Origin of the sequence: uncultured Roseobacter sp. (assembly GCF_947491795.1) — a bacterium.
In the GTDB taxonomy this organism is placed as follows: domain Bacteria; phylum Pseudomonadota; class Alphaproteobacteria; order Rhodobacterales; family Rhodobacteraceae; genus Roseobacter.
The window spans coordinates 25,691-40,407 of sequence record NZ_CANLKW010000006.1; the positions used below are offsets into that span (position 1 = coordinate 25,691).

The window sequence follows — 14,717 nt, forward strand, 5'->3', positions numbered from 1 at the left end:
GTTCAGGGTTGGACCAGCAGCCTGGCGAAGGTGCGGGTGTTGGATGCGCCAAAGCCCATAAGCTCGGCGGACCATCCGGTGACGGGGTCGTTTAAGGAAAGGCGGTTGCCTTCGCGCAGCTGCAACAGCACAGGGGCGGTGGTATCCGCACCCGACTTGCCACGCTCGCGCGCAATCACGCGTTCGATGCCGGCGACAAAGCCGCCCTTGTCCGACGCGAAATCGGCGATCACGGTGCCGGTCTCGTCCAGCACGCGGGCCGCACCCGATGCATCGCCCGACAGGTGGATGGCCCGCTGGGCGATAATGGCGCCCGCAGGCGGCTGGCTGTCCGGTTCGCGGCCCGTAAAGGTGGCGATGCTGACGATGACAAGGATCAGACCAACCAGGCCGAACATGACCCGCACAAGGATCAGCGGGACAAGCTCTTCGGGTTTGGCGTGGATGCGGGGCTGTGTCTGGCTTGCCATGATCTTACTCCGCCGCCAGAGCATTTGTGGCCGCCGGGCGGCTGACCACGGGCACGGAAATCCGCGCTTCTGCGGCCTCGGCCAGCAGGCTTGCGACCTCCTGTGCGCCGGGGATGCAGCGCAGGGCGGGCTGGGTGCGTTTGATATACCAGGGCCGCACGTGGGGCCAGCAGACCAGATAGCTCAGCCGGGTGTCGCCCATCGTCTCCAGCGCGATCGTGCCGGTGCCGCCCCGGCGCAGGTCGAGCATGGCATTGCCGATCTGGGTATAGGGCAGGTTCAGCGTCACTGTCAGGGCCGCCCCGATGCGCATGACCACGCGGGCGTCTGTGACAGTGTACATCGTGGCCCGGGCCTGGACCCAGGCAACGGCGAGGAGCAGGCCGCAGACCACGGCCCCCAGCATCAGGAAAGGCACTGTCGCCCCGATGGCACGGCCCAGCGGCAGCAGATCGGACACAGAGACAAACCGCCAGAGCGCCAGCAGCACAAAATACCCCGCCACCCATTTCAGTGCCAGCGCATCAACCGCCAGCGCGTGCCAGTCCGGGCGCCCCTGCCAGAGGATCTGCTCTCCGGCGGGTGGTTTTTCGGGCAGCCCCTCAACGGGCTCGATTTCAAAATCGTCGTGGACGTGGGGGTTATGAGACATGGCGAGTATCTCCTTTTGCTGTGCACTGTTCAGAATGCGCCACCCGGGACAGGCCGGACCCCGAAAGGGCCGGACCGGTTACCCGATATGACGCAGGAGGCATCACCGCCTCAGATCTTCGGGTCCGCACGGTTACCGGCAAAAAGCTTGCCGCCACCGTAGTAACCGGAGATTTTATCCTCCTCCAGGCAGGTCACCTGCCGGGGAGAGGCAATTGTCGGGATGGTCGCGAAATGTTTGCCGTGCAACGCGTGAACACTGACCCGGTCGGACCAGATGCGCGCAAAGGTCAGCGGCATCAGGCGCGTGCCCGAGCCCCATTTGCTGTCCAGTTCCATTTCCAGGTAGCGCACCATCTGCTCGGGCTCATCAATCCACATGTCGGTGATCTTGCCGACGATTTCACCGTCACCTGCGATCACCGGCAGCCCGCGCGGATCGCGGCCTGCGGCAACGCGGAACCCTTCGGCGCCTGACATCGGAACGATTTTCGGATGCCCGTGGCCATCCAGTTCCGGGGCATCGCGGCGCGGTGCCCAGGAGGCGGGGCCCACACCGTCGAGCATCGGATCGCCTGTGGGCTCCAGCGGATAGCCGTTGCCGGGGCCTGTGCGTTTAAGCGCGATATCGCTGCGTTCGGGGGTCTGTCCGCTGGGCACGGTCACGTCGCCGCGGCCATGGGGCAGTTTGAACGTTTTGTCCGCAGGCAGTGGCCACATGCCGGTGTTGGACGACGGGTTGCCCTCGTCATCTTCCAGCGGGTAGCCCTCGCGCATGTTCTCGCGCTGGATCCAGATGATCAGCGCCGCAAAGAATATGTAGAAAAGCCAGAGCGTTACGCTCGCCAGATCTACTTCGCCAAAGAATGTTCCAGTCATTGTGTTTCCTCCTGAAACGGGGTCATGTCGGGAAATCGGCAAGGCCCATCGGGCGCATGTCGCTTTCCATCGGGGTGAGGGGACCACTTTGGCGCACGAGCGGACCCAGGATGACGAGAGTGACGAAAAGCAGGCCAATCTCGGTATGGTAAACAAAGGAATAGCCGGTTGCGGGGCTGTTCAGCGCCTCGCCCAGCTGGCCGGATGTGGCCGCATGGCCGACCCAGTCGCGCAGCCCGCCGCCGATCGCGATGGACAGGCCCGCAGCGGTGGCCTGGGCGGCCCCCCAGGCGCCAAGCGCCAGACCGCGTCCGGCAGTACCGGTCGCCGGCATGGTCATCGCGGCAGTCAGTGTTGAAACCGCAAAAAGCCCGCCGCCAAAGCCAATGAGCCCCGCACCGGCAAAGAACAGCACGTCGGAATTCATGGGCGCGGCAAAGATCACCAGCGAAAAGGCCCAGATGCCCGCCAGAATACCGCCCCCGGCAAGGCGGAAAGAGTTGGAGCCGCGTGCAAGCCGCGCCCCGGCGAGAGCAAAGCCGATCAGTGCGCCCAGAGCCCAGAGCGCGGTCAGCAGTGTGGTCGCCGACACCGACAGCCCGAGGATTTCGCCGCCGTAAGGCTCCAGCAGCACGTCCTGCATGTTGAAGGCCATTGTCCCCACAAAAACGCACACAAGCAGTCGTCCGGCCTGACCACCGTTCGTAAAATCAGACCAGGCGTCGGAGAATTTCGGGCGCGGGGCGGCGCGTTCGGCGCGGCTCATGGGGCGGACGTGTTCCTGTTTCCACAGCGCGATCAGGTTCAGGCCGATGCCCACAACGGCAGCCCCCTGGATGACGCGGATCAGTTTCAGCGAGGTGAAATCGGTCAGCAGCGTGCCGATGATCACGGCAGATACGCCCATGCCCACCAGGAACATCACATAGAGCAGCGCGACAACGCGTGGCCGCGTTTCATCATCTGCGCGGTCGGATGCCAGGGCCAGACCTGCCGTCTGGGTCATATGCAGCCCCAGACCTGTCATCAGAAAGGCCAGAGCGGCCAGGACTTCACCGGCAAAGGGGATCTCGTGCACCACGTCCCCGCCCAGCACCAGCAGGGCAAAGGGCATGACGGCAAGCCCGCCGAACTGCCAGAGCGAGCCGAACCAGATATAGGGCACCCGTTTCCAGCCGATGGCGGACTTATGGGTGTCAGAGCGGAACCCCAAAAGGGCCCGGAAAGGTGCGATCAGCACCGGCAGCGCGATCATGATCGCCACGATCATCGCAGGCACCGAAAGCTCCACGATCATCACCCGGTTGAGCGTGCCCAGAAGCAGCACAGAGGCCATGCCAACAGAGACCTGAAAGAGCGACAGCCGCAGCAACTGGTCCATCGGCAGCCCGTCGCTGGCGGCATCGGCGAATGGCATCGCCCTGAGGGACATATTCTGCAGCCGTGCCTTCATGCGCGCAGCTCCAGGGCTTCGGAAATGTAGAACCCCGACGATATCCGGTCCACCGGACGCAGCATGCCGTTCACACCCTGCGACCGCGCGGCCTGGGCCAGCGGCTGGTGCGCATGGGGGATCATCACCGGGCTGCGGTCGCTGCGCGGAAAGAGTTTGCCCGCATACCACATCGCCATCAGCAGGCGCGTGCGCGGGGCAACGGTAAAGGCAATGGTGCGCGATGTGCGCTTTTCCAGTGCGGCCAGCGCGCGGCCGATATCGTCGGCGGTGTAGTAGATCAGGCTGTCCATGGCGATCACATGATCAAACCGCCCCAGCGCCGGGCGCAGCATGTCGCCAGAGGCAAAGCTGACCCGTTTACGCAGGTCGGCGGGCAGACGCTGCTCTGCAATCTCGACCAGTTGCGGCGAGATATCGACGGCCAGCACATCCGCGCCGCGTTTTGCCAGCTCGATGGTCATCTGACCGGCGCCGCAGCCCGCATCGAGCACCCGCGCGCCCGTCAGATCGGCGGGCAGACGGCTCAGCAGCAGCGCGCGCATCCGGTCACGGCCTTCGCGCACAGTCTGGCGGATCTTTGAAACCGGCGCGTCAGAGGTCAGCCGTTCCCAGGTGCGGGTGGCTGTTTTGTCGAAATAGGTCTCTACCCGTTCCAGAGTCGCGCCATATCCCGGCACCGGTTTTTCCGCCCGGGCCGGGATATCTCCCGCCTCTGCAAAGGTTGCCTCATCGCGCATCAGTCAAATCCAAGCAGTTCAAAGATTTCGCGGTCCGGCAGCGGGGCAGGGGCCAGCGGCTCTGTCCCGTTCCACAGGGTTTCGGCCAGACGGATGTATTCCTTGCGCACCTGGACGATCTCCTCGTCATCGGGCATCTCAAAGAGGGTCTTTTTCTTCAGACGCGAGCGGCGGATCGCATCAAGATCAGGCATATGCGCAATCCGGTTAAAGCCCACGGTTTTGCAATAGCGGTCCACCTCATCCGTCTCATGCGACCGGTTGGCCACACAGCCCGCCAGCCGCACCTTGTAGTTGGCCGATTTGGCCTGCACGGCGGCGATGATCCGGTTCATCGCATAGATGCTGTCGAAATCATTGGCCGTCACGATCAGGGCGCGGTCCGCATGCTGCAGGGGGGCGGCAAAACCACCGCAGACCACATCGCCCAGCACGTCAAAGATCACAACGTCTGTGTCTTCCAGCAGGTGGTGCTGTTTGAGCAGTTTGACCGTCTGGCCAACCACATATCCGCCACAGCCTGTGCCCGCCGGTGGCCCGCCGGCCTCGACGCATTTCACACCGTTGAAGCCTTCAAAAACAAAGTCCTCCGCGCGCAGCTCTTCGGGGTGGAAATCCACCTCCTTGAGAATATCGATGACCGTCGGTTGCAGCGTGCCGGTCAGCGTAAAGGTACTGTCGTGTTTGGGATCACAGCCGATCTGCAACACCCGCCGGCCCAGCATCGAAAACGCTGCCGACAGGTTGGAAGAGGTGGTCGATTTGCCGATGCCGCCTTTGCCGTAAACGGAAAAGACCTTGGCACCCTCGATTTTGGCGGTCTCATCTTGGTGGACCTGAACGGAGCCTTCGCCGTCCTGACCGCGCAGAGAGGGGGGTGTTCTGTCCAGTGGACTCATGTCAGTTTCCTTTCAGGAGGGCGCGCACCCCCCGCTTCTTCTGGCTTTAAATATCCCCGCCGGAGGCTCCCGCGGGCTGATGTTGCGCAGAGGATCATTGTGCTGCGATCCCTTCGAGCTGGTCCTCAAGCGCGTCGGCAGCATCCTGGAGGGCTGCCAGCGTCTCTGCGTCCGGGGACCAGTAATTCCTGTCATTGGCTTCCAGCAGACGGTTCGCCATTCGGCTCGACGCCGTCGGGTTCAGATCTGCGAGCCGCTGGCGCATTTCGGCGTCCAGCACAAAGGTTTCCGAAATCCGCTGATATACCCAGGGATCGACCTGCCCGGTGGTCGCCGACCAGCCCAGGGTGTTGGTCACATGCGCCTCGATCTGGCGGACACCCTCGGCGCCGTGTTTCAGCAAACCTTCGTAGAACTTGGGGTTCAGACTGCGTGCACGGGTCTCCAGCGCCACCTGATCTTTCAGGGTCCGCACTTTGCCCGCGCCGCGTGTCTGATCACCGATATAGACCGCCGCATCCGACCCCCTGGCCCGTTTGACCGCGCGGGCAATGCCCCCCAGCGTGTCAAAATAGTGATCAACGGTGGTAACACCCAGCTCAACCGATTCCAGGTTCTGATAGGCCACATCGACTTCGGCCAGCTGTGACTGCAGCAGACCGGCATTGGCCGAAGCTTTGCCGTCGGTGCCATAGGCAAAGCTTTTGCGCGCCTCATAGGCATCTGCCAGCTCGTCCTCGTCACCAAAAGCAGAGCTGTCGACCAGTTGATTGACGTTGGAGCCGTAGGCCCCTTCGGCGTTGGAAAAGACCCGCAGTGCGGCCTCTTCGATCCCGCAACCGGTTTTTTCCATATAGGCCAGCGCATGGGTGCGGATGAAATTCTGTTCGGGCGGCTCGTCCGCCTGCGCGCATTTCAGCGAGGCCTCGGCCAGCATACGGGTCTGCAGGGGCAGCAGATCGCGGAAAATGCCCGACAGCGTCATGATGACATCGATGCGCGGGCGTCCCAGCGCCTCCAGCGGGATCAGATCAGCCCCGGCCAGGCGGCCAAAGCTGTCAAAACGCGGCGTGCAGCCCATCAGGGCCAGAGCCTGGGCAATCGGGCCGCCGTCGGATTTGATGTTGTCGCTGCCCCAGAGCACCAGGGCCACCGTGCGGGGCAGGGTAGCATGTGTGTCCAGCAGCAGCTGCGCCTGTTTCGCGCCGTCCTGACAGGCAAAGGCTGTGGGCATGCGGAACGGATCAAAGGCGTGGATATTGCGACCCGTCGGCAGCACATCTGCAGACCGGATCAGGTCGCCGCCGGGCACCGGCGGGATGAAATGGCCGCCAAGCGCGCGGCAAATCGCGTCCAGCTCGGTTTCTTCCTGCAGCAGCTGGTCGACACGTGCGCGGGTCTCGTCATCGGCGTCCTGCATGATGCTGATGTATTCGGCACGCGCGCTGTCGCTGATTTTCTGGCCGACAACATGCAGCCCGTCCGGGATCAGCGCATCCTCGGTCTCCAGCAGCTTCAGCCAGAGCGCATCAGGGGCTGTGCCGCCCATATCAACGGCTTCCGCCTGATCGGCAATCAGCGCCTCCAGCTCTTCGCGTTCACAGGCACCGGGCAGCAGTGCGCGCCAGCGGGTCAGGCTGTCTTTGAGCTCCGCCAGCCCTTTGTAAAGCCCGGACTGCGCCAGCGGCGGGGTCATATGGGTCACGGTGACCGCTCCGGAACGCCGCTTGGCCAGGGTCGCCTCGGAGGGATTGTTCGAGGCATAAAGATAAACATTCGGCATCTCGCCGATCAGCCTGTCGGGCCAGTCCTGCGCGCCCGGGCCGGCCTGCTTGCCAGGCATGAATTCCAGCGCGCCATGCATGCCGAAATGCAGCAGCACATCCGCCTCGAATGTGTTTCGCAGCCACAGATAAAAGGTCATAAAGGCATGGGTCGGCGCAAAACCCTTCTCGAACAGGAGCCGCATCGGATCGCCTTCGTATCCGAACGCGGGCTGCACACCGACAAAGACGTTGCCAAACTGACGGCCCAGCACGAAAACCCCGCGCCCGTCTGATTGCACGCGGCCGGGGGCCGGGCCCCAGACGGCTTCGATCTCGTCCAGCGCGGGCGTGCCCTGAACAATCGCATCCGCACTCACATGGGCGGCAACATTGGCTTCCTGGCCGAATTCGGCGGCATTTCCCTCAAGGACTGCCGCGCGCAGATCTTCAACAGAGGCAGGGACATCCACCGAATATCCGTCCTCTTGGAGCCGCGCCAACGTGTTGAAAAGGCTCTGGAAAACGCTCAGATAAGCGGCGGTGCCAACAGCGCCCGCATTGGGGGGGAAACCAAACAGAACAATGCCCACTTTCTTGTCGGCACGTTCGCTGCGGCGCAGACGGGCCAGCCTGATGGTCTTTTCCACGAGGCTGTCGATGCGTTCGGGGCAGGGGGCCATGGCTTTGGCGTCAGAGACGCTGGCACAGCGATGGGCACAACCGTTGCAGCCCGCCTCTCCGTGACGACCGGCAAAAACGGTGGGGTTGGTCGCGCCGTCCAGTTCCGGCAGAGCAATAAGCATCGTGGTCTCGATCGGTCCGAGACCCTGCGCGCTGTCGGCCCATTGCGCCAGTGTCTGAAACTCCAGCGGATGGGCCGCAACATAGGGCACATCAAGGCCCTTAAGCACCTCAATCGCCGAGACGTTGTCATTATATGCAGGGCCGCCCACCAGCGAGAACCCGGTCAGTGAGACCATCGCATCAATATGAACGCCGTCGGCGTCTCTGAAATAGGCATCAACCGCAGGGCGCGCATCGAGCCCGCCCGCAAAGGCAGCCAGAACACGGATGCCGCGGGCCTCAAAGGCCCGGATGACGGCATCATAATGCGCCGTGTCAGAGGACAGCACATATGACCGCATCATCAGCAGGCCAACGGTGTATTGCGCCCCGTCCGGTGTGGGCAGGGCTGTGATATCTGTGGTGATCCGCCCGGGCAGATCCGGATGATAGAGCCCGGCGTCGGGGTACTCCACCGGGGCCGCGGCCTCTGGCGCGTTTTCCCAGCCGGTCCCTTTTGCGTAGCGGTTCAGCAGAAACCGGATCATCGCCTCGACATTATCGTCAGACCCGCCCAGCCAGTACTGCATGGTCAGAAACCAGGCACGCAGGTCCTGGCTTTTACCCGGAATGAACCGCAGGATCTTGGGCAACCGGCGCAGCAGCGCCATTTTGTCAGCACCCGAAGAGCTGGAGGGTTTTGACGAGCCGCGCAACTTTTTCATCAGACGGCGCGCGCCGGATTCAGGGGCCATCATGTCCAGACCGCCCATCCGGGTCAGCCGCACAACAGCCGCGTCAGCAATAATGCCGATCATCGCATCGCAGTGATCCCGCCGCGCCTCAAGAGCAGGCAGAATGCGCGCAATATGTTCTTCCAGAAAGAGCAGGTTCGACAGAATAATATCGCCTGTCTCCACCGCTTCGCGCGCGGCCTCAAAGGCGCCGGGGGTCTCGCCCCATTCGGCGGCCGCATGGATCGACAGGGACAGACCGGGATAATCGAGGCTCAGCCGGTCCATTGCCCGCATCGCAGGACCCGCAGCATGGCTGTCCAGCGTCAGGATCACGACGCGGTAGCCGGGCAGACGCCCCTTTATGCCAGCGTCATCGCGCATAATGGGCCTTTGCCTCATAAAGTGTGTCGACACTGATCTCCGCGACACCGCGCGCGCTGGCAAATGCTTCAGTATTCCGGCGCGCCTTGCCCCGCACAAAGAAGGGGATTTTCCGCAACTCGCGTTCGGCATCATCCAGCCAGATCACTTCGACACCGGACCCTTCGTTCTTCTGGCGGGAAATATCCCGGGGGGCAGGCGCAGCCTGGGGGGCTGGCCCCCCGCGGGCTTCCGGTTTTGGTGCGTGACCACCATGATGGGAGGGCCCGGCGGCATCATGAAACTCAAAATCGTCCCGGAACATATGCAGAAGATGCTCTTCAAGGCCCATGACCAGTGGATGCACCCAGGTATCAAAAAGCACATTCGCCCCCTCAATGCCCATTTGCGGGGAGTAGCGTGCCGGGAAATCCTGAACATGCACCGGGGCAGAGATCACCGCACAGGGGATGCCCAGGCGTTTGCCGATATGGCGCTCCATCTGGGTGCCGAGGATCATTTCCGGCTGCAGCGCCTCAATGGTCCGCTCGACCTCCAGATAGTCATCCGTGATCAGAGCTGTCACGCCATAGTCTTTGGCGAGGGTCCTGATCTGACGGGCGGTTTCGCGGTTGTAGCAACCCAGCCCCACAACTTCGAAGCCCATCTCGTCACGGGCCACGCGGGCCGCTGCGGCAACGTGGGTTCCGTCCCCGAAAAGAAATACGCGTTTTCCGGTCAGATATGTGCTGTCCACTGATTTAGAGTACCAGGGCAGGCGCAGACGGCTTTCGTCCAGCCAGGGGTCGACGCCCGTGATCTGTGCGACCTCTTTTACAAAATCGCGCGTCGCTCCCACGCCGATGGGCACGGTTTTCGTCCAGGGCTGATCCAGTTCGCGTTCCATCCAGCGCGCGGCGGATTCGGCGGTTTCAGGATACATCAGCACGTTGAAATGGGCCGCACCGATGCGTCTGATATCAGAGGGCGACGCGGTCATCGGGGCGACGACGTTGACGCTGATGCCCATGTCGGACAGCAGGGCGGTAACCTCGGTAATGTCATCGCGGTGGCGAAAGCCCAGAGCTGTCGGCCCGATCAGGTTGCAGGTGATCTGCCGCGTGCGCTCCATGGGCCTGGCAAGGGTGCGGACGATCTGAAAGAAGGTCTCATCCGCGCCAAAGTTCTCTTTGCGCTGGTAGCTGGGGAGTTCCAGCGGGATCACAGGCACGGGGATATTCATGGTCTCGGACATGCCACCGGGGTCGTCCTGGATCAGCTCGGCGGTGCAGGAGGCGCCGACGATCAGGGCTTCGGGTTTGAAGCGTTCGTAGGCTTCCTCGAGCGATGTTTTGAACAGATTGGCAGTATCCGAGCCCAGATCGCGCGCCTGGAAGGTGGTGTAGGTCACGGGCGGCCTGTGGTCGCGCCGCTCGATCATCGTGAAGAGCAGATCGGCATAGGTGTCACCCTGCGGCGCGTGCAGCACGTAGTGCAGGCCCTTCATGCCGGTTGCGACGCGCATGGCGCCGACATGGGGCGGGCCCTCGTATGTCCAGACGGTCAGCTTCATCTGCGGGCGTCTGCGAGGGGCCGGCCCCTCGCGCTCCCCGGGATATTTCCGGCCAGAAGAAAAAGCGGTCTCATTCAGCGGCCTCCACTCTGAGCAGGTCCTTGCGGCGGACCGGGCGCGAGAAGAGCCCGGCAAGATCCCCCGCCTGCTCGTAGAAATGCACCGGCGTGAAGACCAGTTCGATCGCCCATTTGGTTGCGAGCCCCTCGGCTTCCAGCGGATTGGCGAGCCCCAGACCGCAGACTGTCAGATCGGGGCGCGCGCTGCGGCAGCGGTCCAGCTGGAGGTCCACATCCTGGCCTTCTGAAAGGGTTGGCCCCTGGGCCAGCATATCGAGGTCCGGTCCGACGATGCCCTTGTGGATAAAGGGGGCGCCGACCTCGACCGCCTGCATGCCGCATTCGCGCGTCAGAAAACGGGCGAGGGGGATTTCAAGCTGGCTGTCGGGGAAGAAAAACACTGTTTTGTCGCGCAGGCTTTCGGAGGCCTGGGCGATGGCCTTGCGGGCCCGGGCGCGGGGCGCTGCGGTGACCCGGTCAAAGGTTTCGGCGTCTACGCCGAATTCATCAGCGATTTCGCGCAGCCAGGCGGTGGTGCCTTCCTCGCCAAAGGGAAAGGGGGCTGCGAGGTGGTGCGCACCGCGCCGTTCAAGGGCGGCATGGGTGTCGCCCAGGAAGGGCTGCGTGAGGGCAAAGACCGTGTTTTCGCCGATGCCCAGATCGCTGTCGGCGCGCGGGGCCGGCAGAACCCGGACAGGTCCGATACCCATCTGTGTCAGCAGGGAAACGGCCTGTTCCTCGACCACGTCTGGCAGGGCGCCGACCAGAAGCAGCTGGCGTTCTGTGGTTTCCGGCAGAACCGGCACCATCGAAGCAAGGCAGGCGTCTTCGCCCTGGGTGAATGTTGTCTCGATCCCGGAGCCGGAGAAGTTGAGCACGCGAACCGACGGCGCATATTTTTCGGTCATACGCTCAGCGGCGCGGCTGAGGTCGAGTTTGATCACCTCGGAAGGGCAGGAGCCGACCAGAAAGAGCTGTTTGATGTCGGTGCGGCGGGCCAGCAGCTGATCCACCACCTTGTCGAGTTCTGCCTGTGCGTCGGCCAGACCGGCGAGATCCGTTTCCTCGAGGATGGCGGTGCCGAACCTGGGTTCGGCGAAAATCATCACACCGGCGGCGGATTGCAGCAGGTGCGCGCAGGTCCGGCTGCCGATCACCAGAAAGAAGGCATCCTGCATCTTGCGGTGCAGCCAGATGATTCCCGTCAGACCGCAGAAAACCTCCCGTTGCCCGCGCTGCTTGAGAATCGGCTCGTCACGACAACCACCGGTAACCGGAAGGCGGGGAAGATCGTTCATGCGGCGACCCCCGCTGTCGTGTCAGAATGTGCGGCGGCCTGCAGTCGTGCGGCCCGGAGTTTCAGCACGAACTGAACTGCGTTCACCACATAGGCCGCGTAGGCCACGAGAGCGACGACCATCTGAGTGACCGGGTCCATCGCGCCGGAAAGCAGACCCCAGAGATAGAGCGTGTGCAGGGCGATGACTGCAAAGGAGAAAACGTCCTCCCAGAAGAAGGCGGGTGCGAAAAGGTACTGACCGAAAACGATTTTTTCCCAAATCGCGCCGGTCACCATGATCACGTAGAGCGCCAGCGTCTTGAGCAGCACGGAGACCGTTGCAGCCATATATCCGTCGCCTGTCCAGAGATAGCGCACAACCAGCACGACAGATGCGAGGAAAATTACAAACTGCAAGGGTGCCAGAATGCCCTGGACAGTGGTCCAGCCCGTAGCGTCACGGCGGGCGCGTTCCTCTGGGGAATACAGGCCCGCGGGGACGCTTTTTCGTGGCTTCTGGCTGTGCATCCGGATGGTGACCTTTTTTGCAGGCTGTTACCCGGAAAGGTGCGACTTTTGGGGAAAAGTGTCAACTATAACTTACACACTTGCGAATCTTCGATGACAATCCGGAATGACACTTTTTTAAGATGAAATTAACGAATACGTGGAAAATATGAGGAAAGCGCAGATCTTTAGCGCAATCCGGCCCGTCTTTCTGGGAAAACATGTCAATTTGATTTGACATTCATGGGGGAAGGGCAGACCTTTGACGCGCAAAGTAAGTCCGGGAGAACTGTACCCGGAGTACCCTGGGAAAAGCCATGTCGACGGATGATCATACTGACCCGCGTGGCGCCTGGCGCAACCGACCGGTTCATGTCGACGCGCTCGCAACGCGGGTAATATCGGTACTCAGTGACAGGCAGGCTGTGTCTGCTGACGGGCTCCGGCGCTTTGTGCTGGATCATCTGATGCGCGCCATTCTGTGCCCCGGCCCGTTTTCGGCGGGCAACCTTTTTGAAGAGCTACGCGGTCACCGCGTGACCACCGACGATATCATCGACAACTATGTTCCCTGCGTTGCGCGAGAGCTTGGCAGTGACTGGGTGGCTGACGACATATCCTTTGCCCAGGTGACGATCGGAACGCTGCGGTTGCAGTCTCTGGTCGGAGAAGCTGCCCGGACCATGCGGTTAGACCACAAAACCGATCAGGGCCGTTTACATGTGCTGGTCCTTGTCCCTGCGGGCGAGCAGCATTTTCTGGGGGCGAGCGTGCTGGACGCCCAGTTGCGCCGTATGGGCTGTGAAGTCAGCAGTTCCTATGATGAGGATGCGGGTTCCCTGACATTCCGTCTGATGCAGGATGCACCCGATCTGATTTTGATTACCTGCGCACGGTCCGAAACACTTGAAAGTGCGCGCAGGACGGTGCAGACCATTCGGAGCGCTGCCGGGAACGGGACAGTTGTTGCTCTGGGCGGTGCGATCGAAGGGGACGAAGAGGAACTGAAAGACCTGACGGGTGTGGACATTGTGACAAGGCGTGTGGCGGAGGCTGTATCGTTTTGTATGGCCAGATCTGCCGCGTCACTGCGTTTATGACTACTGGCGAAAATACGTTCTGGAGCAGCGGCGCAGTCCCTCTGATCGAACCGGAATTTCTGAGCAGCATCATTGGCGCCGCCTCTGACATTGCGCTCGTTGTCTCTGCCGAAGGGATCATCCTTTCGGTTGTTCTGAATTCGCACATCGACTCCTTTGGAAACCTGAAGCACTGGGAAGGCCGCCCGGTCACCAAGTTTCTGACCGTAGAGTCTGTGCCAAAGTTTGAAAAAGCCCACAGCGCCTATCTGGACGGAGAGGTTCCCGCCAAACCCCTGGAGCTGAACCACAGTGACAATGCGGTCTGGCAGTATCCTGTGCGTTATACATTCCACCGGTTTGGCCAGGAGGATGCCGCGCTGCTGCTCGGCCGCGATCTGCGGCCGATTGCGGAAACCCAGCAGCAACTGGTTCAGGCGCAGATAGCGCTGGAGCAGGGCTATGAGGCGCGGCGCGAATTTGACGCGCGCTACCGGGTGCTGATGTCGAACAGCTCGCAGGCGGTTGCCTTTGTTTCTGTCCTGACCGGGCGGATCGAGGATGCCAATGAGGCGGCTGCCGGGTTGCTGGGCCTGAGTGCCGAAGCTCTGCAGGGCAGTGCCTTTGCCCAGCATTTCGCGGATCGTTCGAGTGTCGAGCTGACGGAAAGCCTGATGAACGCAACCCTCGCCGAAGAGGGCGGGCAGGTCACGCTGAGGGCTACACGGACCGGTCAGCAGGTTGTGTTGCAGCCTGTCGTTTTCCGGGCGGCGGGACAGCGTGTTCTGCTGTGCCGCATGAGCAGTGATCCGGGCGCGGGAAAACCGGCAGAGGCCGGTGCAGGCCAGATGTTGTCGCTGTTCCGGTCCGGCGTAGACGCGATGCTGTTTATGTCGCCCAAGGGTGTTGTGCTGTCTGTCAACGAAAGCTTTCTTGACCTGGCGGGTGCCCCGCATCTGTCGGATGTCGTCGGGCGCAGCTTTGCCGATTTTCTTGCGCGCGGTCAGATTGACCTGGGTGTCCTGACGGACCAGCCGCAGCGGTCCGGGCAGATGCGGTTTTATACAACTCGTCTGATCAATGACCTCGGGACCCGTGTTGCGGTTGAAATATCTGCGACACGGCTGGACGACGGCGATGCGCCTGCAATCGGCTGTATCATCCGCGACGTCAGCAGGTCCGAGGCAACCCGCGGTGGCGGAAATGTCGCCGGTCCGGGCCAGATGCCCGCCGAGCCTGCGCGCAAGGTCATGGACCTGGTGGGATCTGCCTCGCTCAAGGATATCGTGGCTGAAACCACGGATGTTGTTGAGAAGATGTGTATCGAGACAGCGGTTGAGCTGACAAACAACAACCGTGTCGCGGCGGCAGAGATGCTCGGCCTGTCGCGCCAGAGCCTGTATGTAAAGCTGCGCAAGTACGGATTGCTGGCCAAAAACGGCTGACGGCTGCGCCCTTTCTTCCACTTGCACCGACTCGAAG

Annotated in this window: 12 protein-coding genes; 2 read left to right on the forward strand and 10 right to left on the reverse strand. The window is 62.2% G+C overall.

Annotated elements, in window-relative coordinates:
* Window positions 1–2: 2 nt before the first annotated feature.
* The 10 genes from puhC to bchF all read right to left on the reverse strand — a co-directional run bounded on the left by puhC (window position 3) and on the right by bchF (window position 12,177).
* Complete coding sequence (gene puhC, locus Q1A34_RS19130; protein WP_300038301.1) at window positions 3–470, reverse strand: photosynthetic complex assembly protein PuhC; 468 nt, start codon at window positions 468–470, stop codon at window positions 3–5.
* A 4-nt stretch (window positions 471–474) separates the two neighbouring features.
* On the reverse strand, window positions 475–1,122 hold the full coding sequence (gene puhB / locus Q1A34_RS19135) for a photosynthetic complex putative assembly protein PuhB (RefSeq protein WP_300038304.1): 648 nt from the start codon (window positions 1,120–1,122) through the stop codon (window positions 475–477).
* Window positions 1,123–1,232: 110 nt separating this feature from the next.
* Window positions 1,233–2,000: a photosynthetic reaction center subunit H gene (gene puhA, locus Q1A34_RS19140; RefSeq protein ID WP_300038307.1), complete on the reverse strand. Its 768-nt coding sequence runs from the start codon at window positions 1,998–2,000 to the stop codon at window positions 1,233–1,235.
* 22 nt (window positions 2,001–2,022) lie between these two features.
* Window positions 2,023–3,453 carry a PucC family protein gene (locus Q1A34_RS19145; protein ID WP_300038310.1) on the reverse strand — a complete coding sequence of 477 codons (1,431 nt, stop codon included), beginning with the start codon at window positions 3,451–3,453 and terminating at the stop codon, window positions 2,023–2,025.
* On the reverse strand, window positions 3,450–4,193 hold the full coding sequence (gene bchM / locus Q1A34_RS19150) for a magnesium protoporphyrin IX methyltransferase (RefSeq protein WP_300038313.1): 744 nt from the start codon (window positions 4,191–4,193) through the stop codon (window positions 3,450–3,452). The genes Q1A34_RS19145 and bchM overlap by 4 nt, the downstream gene beginning before the upstream one ends.
* Window positions 4,193–5,092, reverse strand: a complete 900-nt coding sequence (gene bchL, locus Q1A34_RS19155; protein WP_300038316.1) for a ferredoxin:protochlorophyllide reductase (ATP-dependent) iron-sulfur ATP-binding protein — start codon at window positions 5,090–5,092, stop codon at window positions 4,193–4,195. The genes bchM and bchL overlap by 1 nt, the downstream gene beginning before the upstream one ends.
* Before the next feature lie 94 nt (window positions 5,093–5,186).
* Window positions 5,187–8,759 carry a magnesium chelatase subunit H gene (locus Q1A34_RS19160; RefSeq protein ID WP_300038319.1) on the reverse strand — a complete coding sequence of 1,191 codons (3,573 nt, stop codon included), beginning with the start codon at window positions 8,757–8,759 and terminating at the stop codon, window positions 5,187–5,189.
* Window positions 8,749–10,311, reverse strand: a complete 1,563-nt coding sequence (bchB, locus tag Q1A34_RS19165) for a ferredoxin:protochlorophyllide reductase (ATP-dependent) subunit B (protein ID WP_300038323.1) — start codon at window positions 10,309–10,311, stop codon at window positions 8,749–8,751. The genes Q1A34_RS19160 and bchB overlap by 11 nt, the downstream gene beginning before the upstream one ends.
* Before the next feature lie 70 nt (window positions 10,312–10,381).
* Window positions 10,382–11,668: a ferredoxin:protochlorophyllide reductase (ATP-dependent) subunit N gene (locus Q1A34_RS19170; RefSeq protein ID WP_300038326.1), complete on the reverse strand. Its 1,287-nt coding sequence runs from the start codon at window positions 11,666–11,668 to the stop codon at window positions 10,382–10,384.
* Window positions 11,665–12,177 carry a 2-vinyl bacteriochlorophyllide hydratase gene (gene bchF / locus Q1A34_RS19175; RefSeq protein WP_300038329.1) on the reverse strand — a complete coding sequence of 171 codons (513 nt, stop codon included), beginning with the start codon at window positions 12,175–12,177 and terminating at the stop codon, window positions 11,665–11,667. Before bchF ends, Q1A34_RS19170 begins: the two co-directional genes overlap by 4 nt.
* 296 nt (window positions 12,178–12,473) lie before the next feature.
* Here bchF and Q1A34_RS19180 point away from each other — a divergent pair, with 296 nt between their 5' ends.
* Both Q1A34_RS19180 and ppsR read left to right on the forward strand, forming a co-directional pair.
* Window positions 12,474–13,256, forward strand: coding sequence for a cobalamin-dependent protein (locus tag Q1A34_RS19180; RefSeq protein ID WP_300038332.1), 783 nt, complete (start codon window positions 12,474–12,476; stop codon window positions 13,254–13,256).
* Window positions 13,253–14,680: a transcriptional regulator PpsR gene (gene ppsR, locus Q1A34_RS19185; RefSeq protein WP_300038335.1), complete on the forward strand. Its 1,428-nt coding sequence runs from the start codon at window positions 13,253–13,255 to the stop codon at window positions 14,678–14,680. Before Q1A34_RS19180 ends, ppsR begins: the two co-directional genes overlap by 4 nt.
* The last annotated feature ends 37 nt before the right edge of the window (window positions 14,681–14,717 follow it).

Coding starts and splice junctions, on each gene's coding strand:
- puhC (WP_300038301.1), bottom strand. CDS start 470: ATGGCAAGCCAGACACAGCCCCGCATCCACGCCAAACCCGAAGAGCTT.
- puhB (WP_300038304.1), bottom strand. CDS start 1,122: ATGTCTCATAACCCCCACGTCCACGACGATTTTGAAATCGAGCCCGTT.
- puhA (WP_300038307.1), bottom strand. CDS start 2,000: ATGACTGGAACATTCTTTGGCGAAGTAGATCTGGCGAGCGTAACGCTC.
- Q1A34_RS19145 (WP_300038310.1), bottom strand. CDS start 3,453: ATGAAGGCACGGCTGCAGAATATGTCCCTCAGGGCGATGCCATTCGCC.
- bchM (WP_300038313.1), bottom strand. CDS start 4,193: ATGCGCGATGAGGCAACCTTTGCAGAGGCGGGAGATATCCCGGCCCGG.
- bchL (WP_300038316.1), bottom strand. CDS start 5,092: ATGAGTCCACTGGACAGAACACCCCCCTCTCTGCGCGGTCAGGACGGC.
- Q1A34_RS19160 (WP_300038319.1), bottom strand. CDS start 8,759: ATGCGCGATGACGCTGGCATAAAGGGGCGTCTGCCCGGCTACCGCGTC.
- bchB (WP_300038323.1), bottom strand. CDS start 10,311: ATGAAGCTGACCGTCTGGACATACGAGGGCCCGCCCCATGTCGGCGCC.
- Q1A34_RS19170 (WP_300038326.1), bottom strand. CDS start 11,668: ATGAACGATCTTCCCCGCCTTCCGGTTACCGGTGGTTGTCGTGACGAG.
- bchF (WP_300038329.1), bottom strand. CDS start 12,177: ATGCACAGCCAGAAGCCACGAAAAAGCGTCCCCGCGGGCCTGTATTCC.
- Q1A34_RS19180 (WP_300038332.1), top strand. CDS start 12,474: ATGTCGACGGATGATCATACTGACCCGCGTGGCGCCTGGCGCAACCGA.
- ppsR (WP_300038335.1), top strand. CDS start 13,253: ATGACTACTGGCGAAAATACGTTCTGGAGCAGCGGCGCAGTCCCTCTG.